Raw genomic sequence first — 22145 nt, 5'->3', positions numbered from 1 at the left:
TACCTCCCCGGGCACGGTCAAGGGGGAGGTAACCTCTGTTCCATGGGCGGCGAGGCATAGCAAGGCGATGGTCGCTACCGACGCTCCCACACGATCCGGGCCGGGCTTGCAGGAGCCGCCCCGGCCGGGGCCCTCATGGCTGCGGCGGGCCTGGTACTCCCCGCGCTTCCAACGCCTGTGGAACACGCCGCAGGCGTCGTGGACCCGAGTGGTCCTTCTGTTCTTCGCAGTCGCCACCATCACCCACCTCCCGGCGTTCAGCCGCACCTTCTGGAACCCTGACGAGGGGTTCCTGGCCACGCAGGCGAGGGCTCTGAACACTGAGAACGGCCAGTTCTACCAGATCATCGTCGACCGCAAGCCGCCGCTGCTGCCCTACGTCTACGCGTGGGTGTTCAAGCTCTTCGGCGACCACGGCCTGTCCACGCTGGTCGTGATCCGGGCGCTGGCGATCTGCGTGCACGTCGTCACCGCGATCCTGATCACCCAGATCGCCAAGCGCCGCTTCGGCCGGCACGGCGTCTGGGCCGGACTGCTGTACCTGCTGGGCTCGGCGGGCCTGGCGCCCGAGGACTCGCAGGCGGCCTCGTTCGAGGTCTTCATGCTGCCCTGGACGTGCGCGGCGTTCCTGCTCGCGGACAGCGCCCGCCGGCATCCGAAACGCTCGATCCCGTTGCTGGCCGGCTCCGGCGTGGCCGCGGCGCTCGCGACGCTCACCAAGCAGACCGCGGGCGTCACCATGCTGCCGGTGGCCTGGCGGGCCTGGAAGGACCGGCGCTGGCGGGGTCTGGTCACGATCATCCCGGCCTTCGCGCTGCCGATCGTGGGCGTCGCGCTGTGGGTCGGCTTCGGTGACTTCTTCTTCTGGGTGTTCACCGGCAACAGCGGGTATCTGACCTCGCTGGGCTCGTTCTCCACGATCATGGCGCGGCTGTGGGGCAACCTCGGCATCTTCGCCGGGGCGTCGGCCGCCGCCTTCCTGGCGATCATGTACATGACGGTCCGCAACGGCATCTTCAAGGCCGACGCCGACCTGTGGCTGTGGCTGGCCGGCTCGGCGGTCGGCGTCTCCAGCGGCTTCCACTTCTTCGGGCACTACTTCCTGCAGATGCTCCCGCCGATCGTGATCCTGGCCACCGGCGCGCTGCACCGGAACGGCTCGCGGCTGCGCTGGACCATGCTCGGGGTCACGGCGACCACGGCGACGCTGTTCCTCACGCTGGCGTTCACCTGGCCGCGCACCGACATGGAGCACAACTGGGAAGTCGCCCAGGAGGTGCAGAAGGCGGCCGGGCCCGGGAAGTCGGTGCCGATCATCGTCTGGGGCATGGACCCCTCGATCTACTTCATGTCCGGCCAGATCCCGGCCAGCCGCTTCATCACCGCCGGCTTCCTGTCCGGGTTCGCCGGCGGCGGCGACCAGGACAAGGTGGGGCCGATCGTCTACACGCCGACCAGCCCCATCGTGGGCATGGCGCAGGACATCCTGAACCTGCAGAAGAAGGGGCAGGAGCCGGACCTGTTCGTGGACGACTCCTGGGGCAAGCCGTACCAGCCGAAGTACATCGGCGTCATCAACGACCTGGTCACCAACTACTACGCCTTCAGCAAGGGCGTCGACCACACCTTCATCTACCGGCTGAAGAACCCCGAAGGGCTGCGGGTGTGGGCCCAGACGATAGTCGACAACGGGATGCAGGACGTGTGGGACAAGAACCAGTGGGACTTCATCAACCCGCCTACGGACGGCTGACGCCGGATAATCGGCGGTATGGCGCCGACGACACTCACTCAGGACACGCTGAACCGCACGCTGCTGGCCCGCCAGCACCTGCTGGCGCCGCGCAGTGGCTCCTTGGCCGAGACGGTTGAGGCGATCGGCGCGATCCAGGCGCAGTACTGGCCGGCCGTCGCGATCTCGCTGTTCACGCGGAACGACGGGGCGACGCTGGAGTCGGTGTACGACGCGTTTGAGCGGTGCGAGCTGGTCGTCGGTTCCTCCATTCGGGGTACGGTGCACGCCGTCAGCCGCGCCGAGCACCCGCTGTACGCGGCGGTGTCGGAGGCGACCGACGCCGACATTCTGGCGGCGCGCAATGAGGGGGCGGACCCCGGGATGCGTGCTTTGCGGACGGAGGTGCTGAAGTTCGCCGCGGACAAGCCGCGCAGCGCCGCCGAGTTCGCGGAGTTCGCCGCGGAGTGGGTCGCGAAGAATCCGGGGCGGATGTCGGCGGCGAATCTCGAGTATCACGCGTCGCGGAACTGGCGTCCGATCTATCGGAGCAATGCTCTGATCCGCTTCCCGGCCGACGGGAACTGGGCCCCGGCTACGGGGCCGAAGACGTATATGTACTCGCCTGAGCGGGCCGCCGATCCGGATGCCGCGATCGCCGCGTTGGTGCGTCGGCATCTGGCCGCGTTCGGGCCGGCTGCTGCTGATGATGTGGCTGTGTGGCTTGGGTTGAAGGTGACTCGCGCGCGGGCGATTCTCGACGGCTTCACGGACTTGGTCACGTATGCGGATGAAGCGGGTCGCACGTTGTACGACGTCCCGGACGGGGAGATCACCGATGCCGAGGTGAAGACGCCGCCGAGGTTGTTGCCGCGGTTCGACAGCATTCTGCTCGCGCACAATGCGAAGCACCGGCAGCGGATCATCTCGCGGGAGTACTGGGACCGGGTCTACAACGGGAAGAACCTGCAGATTCTGCCGTCGTTCCTGATCGGCGGGTACGTCGCCGGGATCTGGTCGGTGGAGGCGAAGAAGAAGCTTGCGACGCTGACTTTGGAGCCGTTCCACAAGCTGGCCAAGGGTGACATCAAGGCGCTGACCGGTGAGGCGGAGCGGGTGCTGCGGTTGCAGGCGCCGGGCTCCGCCTCGTATGCGGTCGAGGTCGCGGAGTAGGGGCTAGCGACTAGGACTAACGCCGGGTCGCGTTCAGTACCGCGGCTTCGGGCGCTCCTGGAGGACGTCGTCCAGGTAGATGTCGACCTTCTCGTTGTAGACCGCGGCCAGGCCGGTGATCTTCTGGACCTCCGGGAACGGCGTGCGGTAGCCCCAGATGAGGTCGGCGTGGACCTGGTCGCCGACCTGGACCGACCAGTACGTCGCGGCGCCCTTGTACGGGCAGTGCGTCACGGTGTCCGAGGGGCGCAGGACGTCCTGGTTCAGCGCGGTGATCGGGACGTAGTAGCGCGGCGGGAGACCGGTCTCGAAAAGGATCATGCTGCTCGGGGAGTCGGCCAGGACCACGCCGTCGAGCTCGGCGCGGAAGTGGCGGTTGCTGGTCAGGACGTCGATGCGGCTGTACGGGTCGCGCGGGTGGGTGTAGATCGGCTCGTCTTCCTCGAACCAGTCGAAGGCGTCGAAGTCGAACCGGACCGCGTCGCGCAGCTCCTCCAGCGGGGACTCCGGGACCGTGCGGGCCTTGCCGGCGGCGGTCAGGCCGGCGACGTGGACGTCCTGCACCTGCGCATCGCCGCGGCTCGGCGAGTGCTCGGACTCACCGGTGGGCTTGAGCTCGGCGAGGACGTCCTTCGCCGGGACGTAGTAGGTCGGGTAGAAGGGCTTCTCCCAGACGTACAGCGGGTGCAGCGTGTCCGCCACCAGCTTGTTGTCCAGGTAGAGCCGGACGCGCTTGGCACCGGTCTCCACTTTCACGCGCCCGCGGGCGTTGTCCGCCATGATCCTGCCGCCTCTCGGATCAGTCACACTCAGTAACGTTGATCGCACTCAGTCACGGATGGCAATTCGCAAGCGCCGGAAGCCCTTGCCTTTGTTCTCCACCTTCAACACCTCGATCTTGCCGATCCATCTCGTCGATTCGACATGGGTTCCGCCATCCGCCTGAGTGTCGAGCCCGACGATGTCGACGATCCGCACTTCCTCCAGCTCCGGCGGCACGAGGTTGGTGGCGGTGCGGATGATGTCGGGGATGGCGAACGCCTCATCGCGGGGGAGCACCTGCACTTCGATGCGGCGGTCCTCGGCGACCTCGACGTTGCACGCGGCCTCGACGGTGGACTTGAAGTCGGCGGGCACCTCGGGGAGGTTGAAGTCCATCCGGGCAGTCCCGGGCTCCATATTGCCGCCGGTGACCAGCGCACCGAAGTCCCGGAAGACGACACCCGAGAGCAGGTGCAGCCCGGAGTGCGTGCGCATGAGCCACGTGCGCCGCTCGTCGTCGAGCGCACCGCGCACGGCGGTGCCGGCCGGGGGGAGCGGGTCCTCGTCGTGCGGGATGAGGACGAGGTCGTCCTCCTTGCGGACGCCGACGATGCGGGTGCGGACGCCGCCCCAGAGGAGGACGCCCTCGTCCGGCGGCTGCCCGCCACCGCCGGGGTAGAAGGCGGAGCGGTCCAGGACGAGGCCCTCGCCGTCGGACTTCAGGACGGTCGCGTCCCACTCGCGGAGGGTCTGGTCGTCGAGCTCGAGGCGGTGGGTGTGGAGGTGCGGAGTCGCCGTCATGGCGGAAGCGTAGTGCGGGGGCTTTGGCGGAGGGCGGAGGATCGGGGCGGGTGTGGTGGGCCAATTCGGGGGGAGTGGTCTGGGTGGGGTGGGGGTGGGGTTGGTTTGTATGTGCGGCTGGTCTGTTGATTTACAGGCGATTTTTACGGCTTCGCCTAAGGTTTGGTGACCTCGCAGGGTGGCGCAGTTCGGTTGAGCGCAGCAGGTTGCGCTGGCGGCCGCCGGTTTTCGCGTGCAAGACCGCGCAGTAGTTCAGGTCACTGCTGTGGTGCGTTCGCGGCTGGCGGTTTTCGTGGGCAAGAGCGCGCGGCGGTCGAGCTTGAGCGCGGCGCTTTGGCGGCTGGCGGTTTTCGCGTCCACGACCACGCGCCGGTCCGAGTCACTGCGCACACGTCATGTGGGCGGCTGCCTGCCGCGTTTGGTGGGCGCCTCGAGGCCTCCGGCGGGCGCTCTACAGCGAGGGGGCGACCCGCGCGACCTCCTACCGGCGGCGGCCCGCGACTGTTCGGCTTTCTATCCGCTCGGAGTGCGTCGCGCTGCCTGCCGGCGGTGCTGCTTTTGGTCACCAGGGTTCTGGGCCCCTCGCCGCGTCGTCGCCGTAAACGGAACCAGTCCGGTCCGCAATGCCGCGTAGTTAAGGAATCTGCGGCCCTGTCAACTAGGACAATTTGACCTCAACGCTCGTTCAATACGCTCGACTTGTCACAGCCTGGCGGCGGCGAGGGCACCGTATCCGAAGCCCACCTGGTCAAATTCAGCGCAGTTGACAACGGGCCAGAACTCTTAACTACGCGGCATTGGTCCGGTCCGGCGGTATCAAGCCGCACCCCTGCTGCTGTGGTGCAGCCTCGCCCGGCCTGACACCACCGGCCCGGCCAGGTTGGCTTCGCCCGTCGACGCGGCGAGGGACCCAGAACCAACACCCCGCGTGGTCCGGTCGGACCCGACGAACCGCGTGGCCGGCCACGCGGGCCGGCCGCGGCCTAAACCAGCTGGTACCCGGCGCCCTCGATGGCGTCCCGCACCGCGGCGATCTCCAGCGCCGTCGAAGCAGTCACCAGTGCGCGCTTGCCCGGGAGGTCGATCTCCACCGCGCTCACGCCCGGGAGCGCGGTCAGGGCCTCGGTCACGGCGGCGCTGCAGTGGCCGCAGCTCATGCCCTGGACGCCGTAGGCGATGGTGTTGGCCCCGGTTTCGGCGACGGCGGTCATCAACGGCTCCTGGCGAGTTCGGGTTCGGTTACCTCCGCCGAGGCTACGCGGGTGGTGCGGATCCATCCGGCGCCACGCCGGGCGGCGGCTTGGATTCCAGCCGAAATGAGCAGTAGGGCCACGCCCACGATGCCGTCGGCCCAGTAGTGGTTCGCCGTGACCAGGACGACCGTGATCGTCAGGATGGTGTGCAGTGGGCCGATCCAGCGCCACTTGCTGGGGGAGACGCGCCAGACTGTCCAGCCGACCAGGACGGCCCAGATCACGTGTACCGAGGGCATCGCTGAGAGCTGGTCCGGGGAGTTGGCGTCCATGGCGCCGTAGACCGACTGGTGGAAGTACAGGGCTGTGTCGGTCAGGTGTGCTTCGGCGATCATGCGGGGCGGGGCCACCGGGATCAGTTGGATCACCAGGGCGAATGCTGTGGCCATGGCCATCGTGGTGCGCGCCTGGGGGTAGCGGTCGCGGTGGCGGACGAAGAGCCAGATGAGGAAGATGATCATGCAGGTGAAGTGCATCGACGCGTAGTAGAGGTTGAAGAACTTCACCACGGTCGGGTGCGCCGGGAAGAACAGGTGCTGGATCCAGTGCTCGCTGGGCAGGTACAGGTCGCGCTCGGTGTTCCAGATCCAGGTGCCGCGGGTGATCGCGCCGTCCACCTTCATCACCGACAGTTGGCCGGCCACCTGCCACAGGCCGAACAGGCCCAGGACGGTTCCCAGCTCGCGGGGGAACGGCACGTACTTCACGAGCACCGGCTTGCGCGAGAAGTACATCGCCGCGGCCAGCACCATCAGGATGCCGCACAGCCAGAAGGCCATTTGGTAGGGCATCATCCAGTGCACGCGGGACTCCAGGGAGCGTTCGGTAGTGATCAGCTGCGATCGGCTCAGCTTAACTCCAGAGGTACGCCGAGCGTCGGCCACGCTACCCGTTAGGCGGACGCGGCCTCCGGTCAGGTCCGGGCCGTCCCCGGCCCCTCACCGAACCGGTGCGCACACCCCCGGAACGCCCACATCCGGACCGTATCCGCACAATCGCAACGGATCTTGACTGGAGCCCCCGCCGCACACCAGGGTATGAGCCAGCACCGTCGCAAACCCCTGTAAGTCACTAGGCCGCGGTCACCATTCCCCGTGCCCGCCAAGCGTTGACCCTAGGTAGGCACACTATGCCCGCGCGTACCGGCATGCTCACCCTCCAGCAGCTTCGCGACCTCATCTCGGTCGGCCGCGTCGACACCGTCCAGCTGGCCATGACCGACATGCAGGGCCGCCTGCAAGGAAAACGGCTGTCCGCGGAGTTCTTCCTCGACGAGGTGGCCGCGCACGAGACCGAGGCGTGCAACTACCTGCTGGCCGTGGATGTCGACATGACCCCGGTCGACGGCTACGCCAACGCCAGCTGGGACGCCGGCTACGGCGACTTCGTCCTCAAGCCGGACCTGAGCACGCTGCGCAACGTCCCCTGGGAGCCGGGCACCGCGCTGGTCCTGGCCGACGTCGTCGACCACCATGACGAGCCCGTCGTGCAGAGCCCGCGCCAGATCCTGAAGAAGCAGCTGGCCCGGCTGGCCGAGCACGGCTGGACCGCCTACGTCGGCACCGAGCTGGAGTTCATCGTCTTCGACGACTCCTACCAGGACGCCTGGCGCAAGGGCTACCGCGACATGCATCCCGCGGTCCACTACAACGGCGACTACTCGATGCTCGGTGGCGCCCTCGTCGAGCCGCTGCTCAAGCGGATCCGCACCGGCATGTTCGGCGCCGGCATGTACGTGGAGTCCGCCAAGGGCGAGTGCAACCTCGGTCAGCAGGAGATCGGCTTCCGCTACCGGGACGCGCTGACCACCTGCGACAACCATGTGATCTACAAGAACGGCGCGAAGACCATCGCGCTGCAGGAGGGCAAGTCCCTCACGTTCATGGCGAAGTACGACCACCGCGAGGGCAACTCCTGCCACATCCACCTGAGCCTGCGCGGCCCCGGCGGGGTCCCGGTGATGGCCGATCCCGAGCGGCCGAACGGTTTTTCGGAGATGATGGAACACTTCCTCGCCGGACAGCTGGCCTTCCTCCGGGACTTCACTCTGATGTACGCGCCGAACATCAACTCCTACAAGCGGTTCGCGCACGGCTCCTTCGCCCCCACGGGCATCGCCTGGGGCCGTGACAACCGCACCTGCTCGATGCGCGTCGTGGGCCAGGGCGAGTCGCTGCGCGTGGAGAACCGCGTGCCCGGCGGGGACGTCAACCCGTACCTGGCGGTCGCCGCGATGATCGCCGCAGGGCTGGCCGGGATCGAGCGCGGCCTCAAGCTGCCGCCGGAATTCACCGGGAACGCCTACGAAGCCGACATCCCGCGGGTGCCGGACGCGCTCAACGAGGCCGTCGACTACTTCTCCTGGAGCGAGCCGGCTCGGGAGGCCTTCGGCAACGACGTCGTCGAGCACTACATCACCATGGGCCGCGTGGAACTCGCGGCCTTCCAGTCGACCGTGACCGACTGGGAGCGATTCCGTTCTTTCGAAAGGATGTGAGGCCGCGATGGCGGCGCCTCTCATCGGGCTGAGCATGTACCAGGAGACCGCATCGTGGGGCGCGTGGAAGAACGTGCCCGCCTCGCTGCTCCCGCACGCCTACGTCGAGTCGGTGACGCGGGCGGGGGGTGTCCCGCTGCTGCTGCCGCAGCACCTGGAACGCGACTCCGAGGATCTCCAGGCCGAGGCCGAGGAGGTGGTCGGCGTCCTGCACGGCCTGATCCTCACCGGCGGCCCGGACATCGACCCGGTGGGATACGGCGCCGTCCGCCACCTCGACACCGACAGCCCCCGCAAGGAGCGCGACGCCTGGGAGTTCGCGCTGCTGGCCGCCGCCATGGCCGAGAACGTCCCGGTGCTCGCGATCTGCCGCGGGTTCCAGCTCCTGAACGCGGCCCGCGGCGGCACGCTGCGCCAGCACCTGCCCGACGAGTCGGTCTTCGGCGACGCGCACCGCCAGCAGCTCGGCCAGTACGCGGCGGTCCGCATCGACCTGGACCCGGCCGCGCCGCCCGGACGCTCGTTGGGCACCCAGATCATCGCCTGGTGCCACCACCATCAGGGGATCGACAAGTTGGGGGACGGCCTGCAATCCTCGGGCAACGCCCCCGACGGCCTGATCGAGGCCGCCTGGATGCCGGAGAAGGACTACGTGGTGGGGGTGCAGTGGCACCCCGAGGAAGACAGCAAGCCGGAGCTTTTCCGCTCCCTGACCGACGCCGCGACCAGATACGCCAAAGGACGATAGCGCGTGTACGACCTGATCAACCCGGCCACCGGCGCCGTTTTCCGCTCCATCGAGATGACGTCCGCCGCGGGCGTGGACGAGGCGGTGGCCCGCGCGCACAAGGCTTTCCCGGCCTGGCGCGACGTCGCCCCGGCCGACCGGGCCCGGCTGCTGCGCCGCTTCGCCGAGCTCGTCGACTCCCAGGCCGAGGAGCTGGCGCGTCTCGAAGTGGAGAACGCCGGCCACACCATCTCCAACGCCCGCTGGGAGGCCGGGAACGTCCGCGACGTCCTGACCTACTACTCGGCGGCGCCGGAGCGCCTGTTCGGCCGACAGATCCCGGTCGCCGGCGGTCTGGACCTGACCATCGCCGAACCGCTCGGCGTGGTCGGCGTGATCGTGCCGTGGAACTTCCCGATGCCGATCGCCGCGTGGGGCTTCGCCCCGGCGCTCGCGGCCGGCAACACCGTGGTGCTCAAGCCCGCCGAGACCACGCCGCTGACCGCGCTGCGGCTGGCCGAGCTCGCGCTGGAGGCCGGGCTGCCGGAAGGCGTGCTGCAGGTCGTCCCGGGCTTCGGGCCCGAGGCCGGCGCGCGGCTCGTGGAGCACCCGGACGTCCGCAAGATCGTGTTCACCGGCTCCTCGGCCGTGGGCCGCTCGATCATGGCGCAGTGCGCGGCCCGCGTGAAGCGGGTGACGCTGGAGCTCGGCGGCAAGAGCCCGAACATCGTCTTCGCCGACGCGGATGTCGAAAAGGCTGCTGCTGCCGCGCCCTACGGCGTCTTCGACAATGCCGGTCAGGACTGCTGCGCGCGGTCCCGGATCTACGTCGAGGCCTCGGCCTACGAGGAGTTCATGGAGCACTTCCTGAACGCCTGCCGGGGCGTGGTGATCGGCGACCTGCTGGACGACAAGACCGAGATGGGCCCGCTCATCTCGGCGGCGCAGAAGGCGCGCGTCGCAGGGTTCGTGGATGGCGTCGACGCAGCGAATATCGCTTACCGCGGCGAGGTTCCCGACGGCGACGGCTTCTGGTTCCCGCCGACCGTCGTCACCGGCATCGCCCCGGACGCGGCGATCCAGTGCGAGGAGGTGTTCGGGCCGGTCGTGACCGTGACCCCGTTCGCCACCGAGGACGAGGTGGTGGCCGCCGCCAACGCCGGCGAGTACGGCCTGTCCGGCTCGGTCTGGACCCGCGACCTGTCCCGCGCACTGCGCGTCTCGCGGGCCGTGCAGTCCGGGAACCTGTCGGTGAACTCGAACTCCTCGGTCCGGTACTCCACGCCGTTCGGCGGATACAAGCAGTCCGGCCTCGGCCGGGAACTCGGGCCGGACGCGCTGGCCGCGTTCACCGAGACCAAGAACATTTTCATCGCCATGTGAGTCGAGGTCTGATTCGTGCTCCGGATCAGGATGCGAATCAGACTTCGAATCGCCTTCGGGAACAATGCAGTGAGAACAGGAGAGAAATGACCGAGCGTCTGGCCGGCCGGGTGGCCGTCATCACCGGCGGTACCGGCGGGATCGGGATGGCCACCGCGCGGCGGTTCGCCGCCGAGGGCGCGCACGTGGTGCTCGCCGACCTCGACGAGGCGGCCGGCAAGGCGGCGGCCGAGGAGGTCGGCGGGCTGTTCGTGCGGACCGACGTCACCGACGCCGAGCGGGTCGGGGCGCTGTTCCAGGCCGCCGTGGACACCTACGGCTCGGTCGACATCGCCTTCAACAACGCCGGCATCTCCCCGCCGGACGACGACTCGATCCTGGCCACCGACATCGAGGCCTGGGACCGGGTGCAGAAGGTCAACCTGACCTCGGTGTACCTGTGCTGCAAGGCGGTCATCCCGCACATGCAGCGGCAGTTCGAGGCGACCGGCCGCGGCGGCTCGATCATCAACACCGCGTCCTTCGTCGCCACCCTGGGCTCGGCCACCTCGCAGATCTCCTACACCGCCTCCAAGGGCGGCGTGCTGGCGATGTCCCGCGAGCTCGGTGTGCAGTTCGCCAAGCAGGGCATCCGCGTCAACGCGCTGTCCCCGGGGCCGGTGAACACCCCGCTGCTCAAGGAGCTGTTCGCCAAGGACCCCGAGCGGGCCGCCCGGCGCCTGGTGCACGTCCCGCGCGGCAGCTTCGCCGAACCGGAGGAGATCGCCGCCGCGGTGGCCTTCCTGGCCAGCGACGACTCCTCGTTCGTGACCGCGTCGAACTTCCTCGTCGACGGCGGGATCAGCGGCGCCTACGTCACCGCCCTGTGACGGCGCGGTTCTTGTAAGGTCTCCCTTATGACGAGCAACGTCCCCGAGCCGATCGACCCGCGGCAGCTGCGCGTTTCCGACAACGAGCGCGAACAGGTCGCCGAACGCCTGCGGGAGGCGGCCGGCGAGGGCCGTATCGCCCTGGACGAGCTGGAGGACCGCATCACCGCGGTCTACACGGCGAAGACCTACGCCGAGCTGGAGCCGATCACCCGGGACCTGCCGGCGAGCACCGGCGCGGGGCCGTCGGCGGCCCCGGCCGCCCGGCCCCGCGGCCGGTGGCGCGTCGGCGGCAAGCCCCGGCGCCGCAAGACGTTCGTGCTGATGGGCGGCTCGGACAACAAGGGCGCGTGGGTGGTGCCCAAGAGCTACATCGCCTTCGCGATGATGGGCGGCATCGAGCTCGACCTGCGCGAGGCCGAGTACGAGGACATGGAGGTCACGATCAACGCCTCCTGCATCATGGGCGGCATCGAGATCACCGTGCCCGAGGGCCTGAACGTCCAGGTGCACGGCTTCGGCTTCATGGGCGGCTACTCCGGCACCCCCGTCGGCCCGGTCGACCCCGACGCGCCGACCGTGCACGTCCGGGGCTTCGCGCTGATGGGCGGCGTGGACGTCAAGCGCAAGGCGCCCCGGCAGCCGAAGAAGGACGAGCTGACCGGGAACCGGCACGGCCACCACCACGGCGACCGTGGCGAGATCGACGGCTAGGCACAGTTCGAAGGCTGAGAAGACGGCGATGGGGGCCGACACGTGCGGCTCCCACGCCATAAAGCGTTTACCTCCGGCCGGTGAATCCCGCTAGGTTGCGGGCATGGTCGACATCTCCACCTCGCCCACTCCTGCCCTGCTCCCGTCCGCCGAGGCCCCGCTGATCAAGGCGGTGGGCCTGCGCAAAGTCTTCCCGCCGACCAAGCGCGGTGGGAAGCCCTTCACCGCGGTGGACGGCATCGACTTCGAACTGCGGCGGGGCGAGGTCTTCGGCTTCCTGGGCCCCAACGGCGCCGGCAAGTCCTCGACCATGCGGATGATCGGCTGCGTCTCGCCGATGACCGGCGGCGAGCTGACCATCCTGGGCATGGACCCGCGGGTCGACTCTTCGCGGATCAAGGCCCGGCTCGGCGTGGTCCCGCAGGAGGACTCGCTGGACATGGAGCTGCGGGTCCGCGAGAACCTGCTGATCTACGGCCGCTACTTCGGGCTCCGGCGCGCCGAGATCGCCGCCCGGACCGCCGAGCTGCTGGACTTCGTGCAGCTCTCGGACCGTGCCGAGTCCCCGGTCGAGCCGTTGTCCGGCGGCATGAAGCGGCGTCTGACCATCGCCCGGTCGCTGATCAACTCCCCGGAGATCTTGATCCTCGACGAGCCCACCACCGGCCTGGATCCGCAGGCCCGGCACGTGGTGTGGGACCGGCTGTTCCGGCTCAAGCAGGCCGGCACCACGCTCATCCTCACCACGCACTACATGGACGAGGCCGAGCAGCTCTGCGACCGCTTGGTAGTGATGGACCACGGCCGGATCGCGGCCGAGGGCTCGCCGCGCGAGCTCATCGAGCGCTACTCGACGCGTGAGGTGCTGGAGATCCGCTTCGCGCCGGACGGTGCGGACCGCAAGGCCGCCACGGCTTCGCTGGCCGCGCTGGTGGGGACCGGGGAACGCGGGGCCGTCGAGCGGATAGAGGAACTGCCGGACCGGATCCTGCTGTACAGCGACGACGGTGAGGCCGCGCTCGCCGCCGTCCACGGTTCCGGGACCGTGCCGGTGGCCTCGCTGGTGCGGCGTTCGTCGCTGGAGGACGTGTTCCTGCACCTGACCGGCCGGACGTTGGTGGACTGAGGATGAGTGCTGTCACCCCTGTTCCCGCGACGCCGACGATGGCGGTCCGCGAGCTCCGCGGGCTGCTCACCAACTATGCCCGCACCTGGCGCGGCTCGATCATCTCCAGCGTGCTGGCGCCGCTGCTCAGTCTGGTGGCCCTGGGCATGTCGCTGGGCAAGATCGTGGACGCCGGCCCCGGCGCGCACAGCTTCGGCACGGTGGACGGCCGGCCGGTGAAGTACCTGCTCTTCCTGGCCCCGGCGCTGCTGGCGAACACCGCGATGCAGACCGCGATCGGGGAGTCGACGTACCCGGTGATGTCGTCGATGAAGTGGCAGAAGACCTTCCACGCCTCGATCGCCTCGCCGCTGAGCTCCTTCGACGTGTTCCTCGGCCGACTGCTGTTCGTCGGTTTCCGGATCCTGATGAACTGCGCGATCTTCCTGGCCGTGATGGCGCTGTTCGGGGCGGTGCACGCGGCCGGGCCGGCCGGGCTCGGGCCGGTGCTGGCGGTGCCGGCGGCCGTGCTGACCGGGCTGGCCTTCGCCACCCCGGTGACCGCCTGGGCGGTGACCCAGGACCGCGATACCGGGTTCTCGGTGGTCTTCCGTTTCGTGATGATCCCGCTGTTCCTGTTCTCCGGGACGTTCTTCCCGGTGACGCGGCTGCCGGTGGCGATCCGTCCCCTGGCCTACGCCACACCGTTGTGGCACGGCGTGGACCTGTGCCGCGGCCTGGCGCTCGGCACCGCCACCGCGGGTTCGGTACTGCTGCACCTGGTCTATCTGCTCGCCGTGATCGGCGCCGGGCTCTGGTACGGGGCCCGCACCTTCCGCCGTCGGCTGAACCCGTAGGAGTGGCGGAGATGACGACTGCTGATTTGCCGCTGACCCGGCTGCTGCTGGGCCGCCGCGCCTTCGGCCCGATGGGCGGCGGCAAGGCCGGGGTGCTGGTCGAGCGCAACCTGATGGTCTACCGCCGGCTGTGGCTGACCATGGTCTCGGGCTTCTTCGAACCCTTGTTCTATTTGCTGTCGATCGGCGTCGGCCTGGGCAAGCTCACCGGCGCGATCGACGGCGTGCCGTACGCGCACTACGTCGCCCCCGGCCTGCTGGCGGTCTCGGCGATGAACGGCGCGGTGTTCGACGCCACCTTCAACGTCTTCTTCAAGATCAAGTACGCCAAGATCTACGACGCGATGCTGGCCACGCCGCTGCGCGTCGGCGACATCGCCCTCGGCGACATCATCTGGGCCCAGCTCCGGGGGCTGATGTACTCGGCGGCGTTCCTGATCGTCATGCTGGCGATGGGGCTGGTCCACAGCTGGTGGGCGCTGCTGGCGCTGCCGGTGACGGTGCTGGTCGGTTTCGCCTTCGCCGCGGTCGGGATGGCGTGTACCTCGTTCATGCGGTCCTGGCAGGACTTCGACCTGGTGACGCTGGCGCTGATGCCGATGTTCCTGTTCTCCGGCGCGTTCTACCCGCTGTCGGTGTACAACCACCAGGTCCGGATCCTGATCGAGGCGTTGCCGCTGTACCACGGGATCGATCTGCTGCGGGCCCTGACGCTGGGGCGGGTGCACGTCGGGCTGCTGTGGGACGTGCTGTACCTGGCGGTGATGGGGCTGGTCGGGGCAGCCGTCGCGGCGCGGCGGCTGGAGAAGCTGCTGCTGACGTAGCCGCGTCCTTCGGCGGTTCGTTTCGTTACGTACCGTGCTCGTCGCGCCGCTGCGTCCACGCTTGGCGTGTCGGTGGTCCGCGCTTCTGATCACGCGCGGGAGAATCACTTTCGGTAGTGATTCAGGTTGACTTCCGTGACGGGAGTTAGGTAAGCCTTACCTGATCTCTTGCCACGGATGGAGAACCGCTATGCCCTCGCCCGCCCTGCCCGCCGACCGCTCGACCCCCCAGGCCGCCTCACCAGGCGACGGGCTGGCGGTTCCGGCCCGCCCGAGCCCGTCCGCGAAGAGCTCGGCAACCAAGAGTTCGGTAACCAAGAGTTCGGCAACCAAGAGCTCGGCACCGAAGATCCTGGCGCGGCAGGCGGCGCGCGAGTCGGCGGCGCGGACGTACGCGCGGCACCTGCCGATCGTGCCGGTGCGGGCGCAGGGTTCGTGGATCACCGGGGCCGACGGGCGCGACTACCTCGACTGCCTGTCCGGGGCCGGCACCCTGGCCCTCGGCCACAACCACCCGGTGGTGGTCGCGGCGATCCGGCAGGTGCTGGACAGCGGCGCGCCGCTGCACGTGCTGGACCTGGCCACGCCGGTGAAGGACGACTTCACCTCGGCGCTGCTCGAAGCGCTGCCCCCGGAGCTGGCCGCCGACTGCCGCGTGCACTTCGCCGGGCCGACCGGCGCCGACGCGGTCGAGGCCGCGGTGAAGCTGGCCCGTACCGCCACCGGCCGGCGCGGCGTCTTCGCCTTCACCGGCGCCTACCACGGCATGACGGCCGGCGCGCTGGCGCTGACCGGCGCGAACGCGGTGCGCGACCCGGCCGGCGCCGGCGACGCGTTCCTGACCAGGCTGCCGTTCCCGCATCCGTACCGGTGCCCGTTCGGGCTCGGCGGCACGCTCGGCGAGGGGGCGTCGGCGGCGTATGTCCGCACCCTGCTGTCCGACCCGCAGTCCGGCACCGCCTTCCCGGCGGCCGTGGTGGTCGAGCCGGTCCAGGGCGAGGGCGGCGTGGTCCCGGCGCCGGACGCCTGGCTGCGGTCGCTGCGCGCGGCGACCGCCGAGCACGGCGTGCCGCTGATCGCGGACGAGGTCCAGACCGGCTTCGGCCGCACCGGCGCGCTGTTCGGCGTGGACCACGCGGGCGTGGTGCCGGACGTCATGGTCCTGTCGAAGGCGGTCGGCGGCGGCCTGCCGCTGGCGGTGGTGGTCTACCGCGCGGAACTGGACCGCTGGTCCGAGGGCGCGCACACCGGCACGTTCCGAGGCGACCAGCTGGCCATGGCGGCAGGCGCGGCGACCATCCGCCACATCCTGGCCGAGGGACTGGCGGCGCGCGCGGCATCGTTGGGCGAGCGACTGATGGGACGTCTGACCAGATATCAGGCCCGCCACCCCCTAGTAGGCCAGGTCCGCGGCCGAGGCCTGATGCTCGGCATGGAGATCGTCGACCCGGCCGCCGAACCCGACGCCCTCGGAGCGTTCCCCCCGGCCCCGACCACTGCACGCCGCCTGCGCGCGGAACTACTGGCCCGCGGCGTCATCGCGGAGCTCGGTGGACGCCACGGCGCGGTCCTCAGGCTGCTGCCACCCCTGACTCTCGCCGACGACGAAGCCGACCACCTCCTGACCGTGCTGGAAGGCGCCCTGGAATCGGTGTCGACCCCCACGACCCGCCGCGACCTGGAGGCAGCCGGTGTCTGAGCAGATCGAGCAGGAGCCCGCCGCCACGCACCTGCACGCCCACGCCGGAGCCCCGGTCGAGCTCGGGGACCTGAGCGGCGCCGAAGCCGACCACCTGACAGGGACCCTGGAAGGCGCCCTGGAATCGGTGTCCGCCCCCACGACCCGCCGCGACCTGGAGGCAGCCGGTGTCTGAGCAGATCGAGCGGGACCCCGCCGCCACGCACCTGCACGCGCACGCCGGCGCCCACGTCGACATCGGGGACCTCACCGGCATCGAGGCCGATGTGGTGCGCGGGATTCTGCGCGCCGAGCCGCCGGGGCCGCTCGCGACGAGCCATGCGTCCGAGGCGGGACCCGCCTTCAGTATCGCCGCCAACTTCGCCGCCGCGCCGGAGCCGCCGAGCACTGCGATCGCCGCCGAACTCGCCACCGGCCCCGCCCTCAGCATCGCGGCCAACCACGCCGCCAACCTCCCCACCGCCCCGGCCCCCCTCACCCTCCCCACCATCGACGCCACCGCCCTCGCCTCCGGCCCCGCCGGCACCGGCGCCCTGGCCCTCCTCCTCGCCACCGTCCTCGACGGGCTCGACCGCGGCCGCGCCGACTGGCTCGGCCCCCTCCCGCCCGGCGGTCCGGCGGCTGTGCGCGACGCGGTCGCCGCCACCGGCTTCGGTGAGCTCCCCGACAAGGGGCAGGACCCCTTCGAGACCCTCGCCTCCCTCGGCCGGTTGCTGGCCTGGGGTTCCGCCGATCCCGCGCATCCGCACTGTGCCGCGCACCTGCACTGTCCGCCGCTCGCGGCCAGTGTCGCCGCCGACACCGCGGTCGCCGCGCTGAACCAGTCCCTCGACTCCTGGGACCAGTCGCCCGCGGCCGGCGAGATCGAGGAGCGGGTCGTGCGGACCCTGGCTCGCGCCGTCGGCTACTCCGGCGCCAGTGCCGGTGTGCTCACCTCCGGCGGGACCGAGTCCAATCTCATGGGCCTGCTTCTCGCGCGCGACGATGTGCTGTGCCGGCGCTTCGACGTCGATCCCGATCTCGACGGGGTCCCGCCCTTCGCGGCCGGCCGGATGCGGGTGCTCGCCTCCGATCAGGCGCACTTCTCCGTCGCGCGTAATGCCGCGATCCTCGGGCTCGGTGAGCGCTGCGTCATCCCGGTCGCCTCCGACATCGAGGGGCGGATGCGGCCCGAGGCGTTGGCCGAGGCGTTCGAGGCGCTCGTCGACCGGGACGAGATCCCGCTCGCCGTCGTCGCCACCGCCGGGACCACCGATCTCGGGGCGATGGACCCGCTCGGTCCGGTCGCCAAGCTTGCGGCGCGCTACGGCGCCTGGTTCCACGTGGACGCCGCTTACGGTGGCGGCCTGCTGCTCGGCACCGACGGCGACGAGCGCCTGCACGACATCGAGGCCGCCGACTCCGTCACCCTGGACCTGCACAAGCTCGGCTGGCAGCCGGTGCCGGCCGGCTGCTTCCTGGTGAAGAAGGCCGCGAGCCTGCGCTCGCTGGAGAAGCGCGTCTCCTACCTCAACTCCGTCGACGACGAGCAGGCCGGCTACCCCTCGCTGCTCGGCCGCTCGCTGCGCACCACGCGGCGGGCCGACGCCGTGAAGCTCGCCGCCGCCTTCACCGCGCTCGGCCGGGACGGCTTCCAGCAGCTCACCGACCGCTGCCTGGCGCTGGCGCGGTACGCCGCCGGCGCGGTGCGGCGGCACGACGACCTCGAACTCACCGCCGAGCCGCACCTGACCACCGTGCTGTTCCGCTTCCTGCCGCCGGACCCCCGCGACGCCGACCGCGTCAACGGGGTGCTGCGGCGGCACCTGCTCGAGGCCGGCCGTGCCGTCCTGGGCCGCACCGAGCTGGCGCGCGAGCGGCCGGGGACGCCTCCCGGCCGGGTCCGCCTCAAGCTCACCCTCCTCAACCCGCACACCACCGAGCTGCAGATCGACGCGTTGCTGGCCGCCGTCCGCGCCGCCGGCGACGCGGCATCCGCAGGATCCTCAGCGACTGTCAGGGGCCCGTCATGAACACATTCGCGGCCGACGAGCTGTCGGCCGAAGTCCTGCTCCGCTGCTGGGTCCGCGAGGCCCGGATCCCGGTGCCGACCGGCGGCCCGATGCGGCTGACCTTCCCGGCCACCGGGGTCACCGTCGAGGTGGACGTCGACGCCTGGTCGGCGGTCGGCTGGCACCGGTTCGGCCCGATCTACCCGCTGGCCCTGCCGCACGCGAACCGCAAGTCCGCCGCGCCCAAGAACAAGGGCTTCGGCCGGCCGGTCGGCGACGAGATCGAGCCGGACAGTGCCTGGACCGCCGAGTCCTGGCTGCCGCCGGCCGCCCCGCCGCCGCTGGACGCCGCCACCCTGGCCACGCTCATCGCCCGCGAGGCCGGCGGCGGCGTGCCGGCGGTGGCCGAGCTGGTCGGCCGGGTCGTCGACTCCTCCCGGCGGATCGCCGCGCACCTGTCGCACGGCACCTCCCAGGGCGAGACCCGCTTCCTGTGGGCGGAAAAGGCCCTGGTCGCCGGCCACCCCTTCCACCCGGCGCCGAAGGCCCGCGAGGGCTGGTCCGACGAGGAGGCCGTGCGCTACTCGCCCGAGCTCGACGGCACGTTCCAGCTGCACTGGTGGGCCGTGGACCCGGCGATCGCCAGCCACGACTCCGCCGAGGCCGATGCCGCCCCGATGCTGGTCCACAAGCTCCTCGGCGGCGACCTGCCGCGCGGCGCGACGCCGAACAGCATCCTGATCCCCACCCACCCCTGGCAGTCGCACGACCTGCGCCAGCGTCCGGAGATCCGGACCCTGGCGGACCAGGGCCTGCTCGCCGACCTCGGCCCGCACGGCTGCCCCTGGCACGCCACCAGCTCCATCCGCACCGTCTACCGCGCCGATGCGCCCTACATGCTCAAGCTGCCCCTGGCTCTGCACATCACCAACTCCAAGCGGGAGAACCTGCGCAAGGAGCTGCTGCGCGGCATCGAGGTCCGCCGGATGCTGGACGGCGGCCTGGCCAAGGCCATCGCCGCGGCGCACCCCGGCTTCGGCATCCTCGGCGACCCGGCGTGGATCGCCGCCGAGACCGGCGGCCTGGGCCTGGACGTGCTGCTGCGCGAGAACCCCTTCGGCCCGATGGACCGCGTCTACTGCGTCGCCGCCTTCGCCGACCTCGGCTACGGCCCCTCCCGCAACGGCCACCTGCGCGAGAACCTGCTCGCCGACATCATCGTCGGCTCGGCCGAGCGCACCGGCGTCCGGCCGGCCGAGGCGGTGCTGGACTGGTTCACGCGCTACCTGGAGACCGTTGTGGTGCCGATCCTGTGGCTGGACGCGGCCCACGGGGTCACCCTGGAGGCGCACCAGCAGAACACGCTGGTCATGCTCGACCCGCACGGCCTGCCCGAGGGCGGCCGCTACCGCGACAACCAGGGCTACTACTTCCGCGAGTCGGCGGTGGCGCACCTGGCCGACTTCGTGCCGCGCCCCGGCGAGGACAGCGACACCGTCGTCTCCGACACCATCGTGGACGAGCGCCTGACCTACTACGTCGGCGTCAACAACCTGATCGGCATGATCGGCGCGCTCGGCGCCACCGCCTTGATCGACGAGCGCCAGCTGCTGCGCCGGGCCCGCGAGGTGCTGGGCCGCTTCGCCGCCTCGCGGCAGGCACAGGGGCGCGCGCACCGGGTCACCGAGGCGCTGCTGGAGAGCCCGACGCTGCCGTGCAAGGCCAACCTGCTGACCCGCGTCGCGGGCCTGGACGAGCTGGTCGGCCCGCTGGAGACGCAGAGCGTGTACGTGCAGATCCCGAACCCGCTGGCGGTGCCGTAGCCATGACGATCATGAAGACGCCGCCGTCCCGCAACGGCTGGCTGCTGCCCACGCCGTTCGGCCGCTTCGAGATGGAGCAGCTGCGGCCGCTGAAGGACCTGGCCGTGGTGCACGGCTGGATGAACGACCCGGAGGTGGCCGCGTTCTGGGAGCTGGCCGGCCCGCGCGAGGTGCTGGACCGGCACATCGCCGCCCAGCTCTCCTCGGCGCACTCCGACCCCTACCTCGGCCGCCTGGACGGCGAGCCGATGAGCTACTGGGAGGTCTACCGGGCCGACCAGGACCCGCTGGCCGAGCACTATTCGGCCCGGCGCGGCGACGTGGGCGTCCACGTGCTGATCGGCCCCGGCTCGTACCGAGGACGCGGGATCGGCTCGACCCTGATCCGCGCGGTCGCCGACTGGGCCCTGTCCCGGACCGCCTCCTCGCGCGTCGTCGCCGAGCCGGACCTGCGCAACCAGCGCTCCATCCGGGCCTTCACCAACGCCGGGTTCGAGCCGCGCGGCGTGCTGGACCTGCCGGACAAGCAGGCGATGCTCATGGTCTACGACCGGACCCTGATCCCCGAGACGCGGAGGGCGGGCTGATGCACGCGACGTCGGGAACGCCGCACTTCGATCTGGTCGGCGTCGGAATCGGTCCCTTCAACCTGTCGCTGGCGGCCCTCGCCGAGCCGTTGCGCGAGAACCACAGCCTGGAAGCGCTCTTCCTGGAGCGGCAGCCGGAGTTCGCGTGGCACCGCGGCATGATGCTCGACGGCACCACCCTCCAGGTCCCGTTCCTCGCCGACCTGGTGTCGCTGACCGACCCGACCAGCCGCTTCTCGGTGCTGAACTGGCTGCGGGAGACCGATCGGCTCTACAGCTTCTACTTCGCCGAGAACCTGTTCCTGGAACGTCGCGAGTATGAGGCTTACTGCCAGTGGGTCGCCGCGCAGCTTCCCTTCTGCCGGTTCGGCACGTCGGTGACCCGGGTGCGCCGCGCCGAGTCGGGCTTCGAGATCGCGTACACCGCGCCGAGCGGACCGGCGGTCGTCTCGGCCGCGAACGTGGTGCTGGGCATCGGCACCGAGCCGACGATGCCGTTCGAGGTCTCCGGCGCCGCGCCGTACGCGGTCCTGCACAGCGCCGACTACGCGACGCACCGTCCGCGCCTGCGCGATCTCGACGACGTCACGGTGATCGGCTCGGGCCAGTCCGGCGCCGAGATCGTGCTGGACCTGCTGCGCTCCGGCGCGCCGGGGCAGCGCGTGCGGTGGCTGACGCGGAGTGCGGCGTTCGAGCCGATGGAGTACTCGAAGCTGGGGCTCGAGCACTTCACGCCGGACTACACGAGGTTCTTCCACGGTCTGCGCGACGATGTCCGCGCCGACCTGCTGCGCAGCCAGGGCCGCCTGCACAAGGCAATCAGCGTCGAGACCATCGCCGACCTGCACGCCGAGCTGCACATGCGCTCCTTCGACAGCCTCTACGGCGGCACCCTCGGCCTGGCCGGCGACACCGGCGCCACGCTGTTGCCCGGGGTGTCGGTCACCGGCGGTCTGTGGCGACCCGACGGTGCGGGTCCGGTCGAGCTCACCTGCCTGCACGACCGCCTCAAGCGCGAGTTCCGCGTCGTCACCGACGCCGTGGTCCTGGCCACCGGCCACCGCGATCGGGTCCCGGCCTTCCTGGACGCCGACGTGGCCCAGCTGCTCGGGCCCGCCGACCTGGACCACCGGGTCGCCCCGGGCGTCTACGTGCAGAACGCCGAGCAGCGCACGCACGGCGTCGGCACCCCCGACCTGGGCCTGGGCGCGCACCGGGCGGCCGTCATCCTGAACGCCGTGACCGGCCGGACCGTCTACGACCTGCCCCGGCGTGCCGCGCACACCGCCTTCGACCCGGAGGCGGCCGCGGAGCGTGATCCCGGAATCCGAATCGAGGTGCCCTGAGT

At 70.4% G+C, this 22145-nt stretch carries 20 protein-coding genes; 16 read left to right on the top strand and 4 right to left on the bottom strand.

The features are described 5' to 3' along the window. Positions 1-67: 67 nt before the first annotated feature. Together ABH920_RS10485 and ABH920_RS10480 are read left to right on the top strand one after the other, a co-directional pair. On the top strand, positions 68-1753 hold the full coding sequence (locus ABH920_RS10485; protein ID WP_370348708.1) for an ArnT family glycosyltransferase: 1686 nt from the start codon (positions 68-70) through the stop codon (positions 1751-1753). Positions 1754-1771: 18 nt separating this feature from the next. Beyond that, the gene (locus tag ABH920_RS10480; protein WP_370348707.1) at positions 1772-2905 is read left to right on the top strand and encodes a winged helix DNA-binding domain-containing protein; all 1134 of its coding nucleotides are present in this window, start codon (positions 1772-1774) and stop codon (positions 2903-2905) included. 33 nt (positions 2906-2938) lie between these two features. Here the strand turns inward: ABH920_RS10480 and ABH920_RS10475 are convergent, their stop codons facing one another. From ABH920_RS10475 to ABH920_RS10460, 4 genes are all read right to left on the bottom strand, one after another. Next, a complete protein-coding gene (locus tag ABH920_RS10475) occupies positions 2939-3685 on the bottom strand; it encodes a DUF427 domain-containing protein (protein WP_370349026.1) in 747 nt (248 codons plus the stop codon). 48 nt (positions 3686-3733) lie between these two features. Then, positions 3734-4468 (bottom strand): alanyl-tRNA editing protein, encoded by a 735-nt coding sequence (locus ABH920_RS10470; protein ID WP_370348706.1) that lies wholly within the window; start codon positions 4466-4468, stop codon positions 3734-3736. Positions 4469-5451: 983 nt separating this feature from the next. After that, on the bottom strand, positions 5452-5679 hold the full coding sequence (locus tag ABH920_RS10465) for a heavy-metal-associated domain-containing protein (RefSeq protein ID WP_370348705.1): 228 nt from the start codon (positions 5677-5679) through the stop codon (positions 5452-5454). Further along, the gene (locus tag ABH920_RS10460) at positions 5679-6515 is read right to left on the bottom strand and encodes a phosphatase PAP2 family protein (protein WP_370349025.1); all 837 of its coding nucleotides are present in this window, start codon (positions 6513-6515) and stop codon (positions 5679-5681) included. The genes ABH920_RS10465 and ABH920_RS10460 overlap by 1 nt, the downstream gene beginning before the upstream one ends. A gap of 335 nt (positions 6516-6850) precedes the next feature. Between ABH920_RS10460 and ABH920_RS10455 the strand changes: the two genes are divergently transcribed. From ABH920_RS10455 to ABH920_RS10390, 14 genes are all read left to right on the top strand, one after another. Further along, positions 6851-8218: a glutamine synthetase family protein gene (locus ABH920_RS10455; protein WP_370348704.1), complete on the top strand. Its 1368-nt coding sequence runs from the start codon at positions 6851-6853 to the stop codon at positions 8216-8218. Positions 8219-8225: 7 nt separating this feature from the next. Next, positions 8226-8966, top strand: coding sequence for a gamma-glutamyl-gamma-aminobutyrate hydrolase family protein (locus ABH920_RS10450; RefSeq protein WP_370348703.1), 741 nt, complete (start codon positions 8226-8228; stop codon positions 8964-8966). Positions 8967-8969: 3 nt separating this feature from the next. Continuing rightward, positions 8970-10328, top strand: a complete 1359-nt coding sequence (locus tag ABH920_RS10445; protein WP_370348702.1) for an aldehyde dehydrogenase — start codon at positions 8970-8972, stop codon at positions 10326-10328. 86 nt (positions 10329-10414) lie between these two features. Then, the gene (locus ABH920_RS10440; RefSeq protein WP_370348701.1) at positions 10415-11197 is read left to right on the top strand and encodes a 3-oxoacyl-ACP reductase; all 783 of its coding nucleotides are present in this window, start codon (positions 10415-10417) and stop codon (positions 11195-11197) included. Between the two features lie 27 nt (positions 11198-11224). Further along, a complete protein-coding gene (locus tag ABH920_RS10435) occupies positions 11225-11911 on the top strand; it encodes a DUF1707 domain-containing protein (protein ID WP_370348700.1) in 687 nt (228 codons plus the stop codon). 103 nt (positions 11912-12014) lie between these two features. After that, positions 12015-13037 (top strand): ABC transporter ATP-binding protein, encoded by a 1023-nt coding sequence (locus ABH920_RS10430; RefSeq protein ID WP_370348699.1) that lies wholly within the window; start codon positions 12015-12017, stop codon positions 13035-13037. Positions 13038-13039: 2 nt separating this feature from the next. Next, positions 13040-13873 carry an ABC transporter permease gene (locus ABH920_RS10425; protein ID WP_370348698.1) on the top strand — a complete coding sequence of 278 codons (834 nt, stop codon included), beginning with the start codon at positions 13040-13042 and terminating at the stop codon, positions 13871-13873. An 11-nt stretch (positions 13874-13884) separates the two neighbouring features. Further along, the gene (locus ABH920_RS10420) at positions 13885-14697 is read left to right on the top strand and encodes an ABC transporter permease (RefSeq protein ID WP_370348697.1); all 813 of its coding nucleotides are present in this window, start codon (positions 13885-13887) and stop codon (positions 14695-14697) included. 190 nt (positions 14698-14887) lie between these two features. Next, positions 14888-16396 carry a diaminobutyrate--2-oxoglutarate transaminase family protein gene (locus ABH920_RS10415; protein WP_370348696.1) on the top strand — a complete coding sequence of 503 codons (1509 nt, stop codon included), beginning with the start codon at positions 14888-14890 and terminating at the stop codon, positions 16394-16396. Continuing rightward, positions 16389-16571: a hypothetical protein gene (locus tag ABH920_RS10410; protein ID WP_370348695.1), complete on the top strand. Its 183-nt coding sequence runs from the start codon at positions 16389-16391 to the stop codon at positions 16569-16571. The genes ABH920_RS10415 and ABH920_RS10410 overlap by 8 nt, the downstream gene beginning before the upstream one ends. After that, positions 16564-18408: an aspartate aminotransferase family protein gene (locus ABH920_RS10405; RefSeq protein ID WP_370348694.1), complete on the top strand. Its 1845-nt coding sequence runs from the start codon at positions 16564-16566 to the stop codon at positions 18406-18408. The genes ABH920_RS10410 and ABH920_RS10405 overlap by 8 nt, the downstream gene beginning before the upstream one ends. Further along, positions 18405-20210: an IucA/IucC family siderophore biosynthesis protein gene (locus tag ABH920_RS10400; RefSeq protein ID WP_370348693.1), complete on the top strand. Its 1806-nt coding sequence runs from the start codon at positions 18405-18407 to the stop codon at positions 20208-20210. Before ABH920_RS10405 ends, ABH920_RS10400 begins: the two co-directional genes overlap by 4 nt. Before the next feature lie 2 nt (positions 20211-20212). Continuing rightward, positions 20213-20797 carry a GNAT family N-acetyltransferase gene (locus tag ABH920_RS10395; protein WP_370348692.1) on the top strand — a complete coding sequence of 195 codons (585 nt, stop codon included), beginning with the start codon at positions 20213-20215 and terminating at the stop codon, positions 20795-20797. Then, entirely contained in the window at positions 20797-22143 is a 1347-nt protein-coding gene (locus tag ABH920_RS10390) for a lysine N(6)-hydroxylase/L-ornithine N(5)-oxygenase family protein (RefSeq protein WP_370348691.1), read from the top strand. Before ABH920_RS10395 ends, ABH920_RS10390 begins: the two co-directional genes overlap by 1 nt. Positions 22144-22145 lie beyond the last annotated feature (2 nt).

It is taken from the genome of Catenulispora sp. EB89 (genome assembly GCF_041261445.1).
GTDB lineage: Bacteria > Actinomycetota > Actinomycetes > Streptomycetales > Catenulisporaceae > Catenulispora.
The sequence above is the reverse complement of the archived record's forward strand: the minus strand, read 5'-3'. Positions and strand labels throughout refer to the sequence as shown.

Excerpts from the sequence above, each read along its gene's own strand:
- ABH920_RS10485 (WP_370348708.1), top strand. The coding sequence starts at position 68 with ATGGTCGCTACCGACGCTCCCACACGATCCGGGCCGGGCTTGCAGGAG.
- ABH920_RS10480 (WP_370348707.1), top strand. The coding sequence starts at position 1,772 with ATGGCGCCGACGACACTCACTCAGGACACGCTGAACCGCACGCTGCTG.
- ABH920_RS10475 (WP_370349026.1), bottom strand. The coding sequence starts at position 3,685 with ATGGCGGACAACGCCCGCGGGCGCGTGAAAGTGGAGACCGGTGCCAAG.
- ABH920_RS10470 (WP_370348706.1), bottom strand. The coding sequence starts at position 4,468 with ATGACGGCGACTCCGCACCTCCACACCCACCGCCTCGAGCTCGACGAC.
- ABH920_RS10465 (WP_370348705.1), bottom strand. The coding sequence starts at position 5,679 with ATGACCGCCGTCGCCGAAACCGGGGCCAACACCATCGCCTACGGCGTC.
- ABH920_RS10460 (WP_370349025.1), bottom strand. The coding sequence starts at position 6,515 with ATGATGCCCTACCAAATGGCCTTCTGGCTGTGCGGCATCCTGATGGTG.
- ABH920_RS10455 (WP_370348704.1), top strand. The coding sequence starts at position 6,851 with ATGCCCGCGCGTACCGGCATGCTCACCCTCCAGCAGCTTCGCGACCTC.
- ABH920_RS10450 (WP_370348703.1), top strand. The coding sequence starts at position 8,226 with ATGGCGGCGCCTCTCATCGGGCTGAGCATGTACCAGGAGACCGCATCG.
- ABH920_RS10440 (WP_370348701.1), top strand. The coding sequence starts at position 10,415 with ATGACCGAGCGTCTGGCCGGCCGGGTGGCCGTCATCACCGGCGGTACC.
- ABH920_RS10435 (WP_370348700.1), top strand. The coding sequence starts at position 11,225 with ATGACGAGCAACGTCCCCGAGCCGATCGACCCGCGGCAGCTGCGCGTT.
- ABH920_RS10430 (WP_370348699.1), top strand. The coding sequence starts at position 12,015 with ATGGTCGACATCTCCACCTCGCCCACTCCTGCCCTGCTCCCGTCCGCC.
- ABH920_RS10425 (WP_370348698.1), top strand. The coding sequence starts at position 13,040 with ATGAGTGCTGTCACCCCTGTTCCCGCGACGCCGACGATGGCGGTCCGC.
- ABH920_RS10420 (WP_370348697.1), top strand. The coding sequence starts at position 13,885 with ATGACGACTGCTGATTTGCCGCTGACCCGGCTGCTGCTGGGCCGCCGC.
- ABH920_RS10415 (WP_370348696.1), top strand. The coding sequence starts at position 14,888 with ATGCCCTCGCCCGCCCTGCCCGCCGACCGCTCGACCCCCCAGGCCGCC.
- ABH920_RS10400 (WP_370348693.1), top strand. The coding sequence starts at position 18,405 with ATGAACACATTCGCGGCCGACGAGCTGTCGGCCGAAGTCCTGCTCCGC.
- ABH920_RS10395 (WP_370348692.1), top strand. The coding sequence starts at position 20,213 with ATGACGATCATGAAGACGCCGCCGTCCCGCAACGGCTGGCTGCTGCCC.
- ABH920_RS10390 (WP_370348691.1), top strand. The coding sequence starts at position 20,797 with ATGCACGCGACGTCGGGAACGCCGCACTTCGATCTGGTCGGCGTCGGA.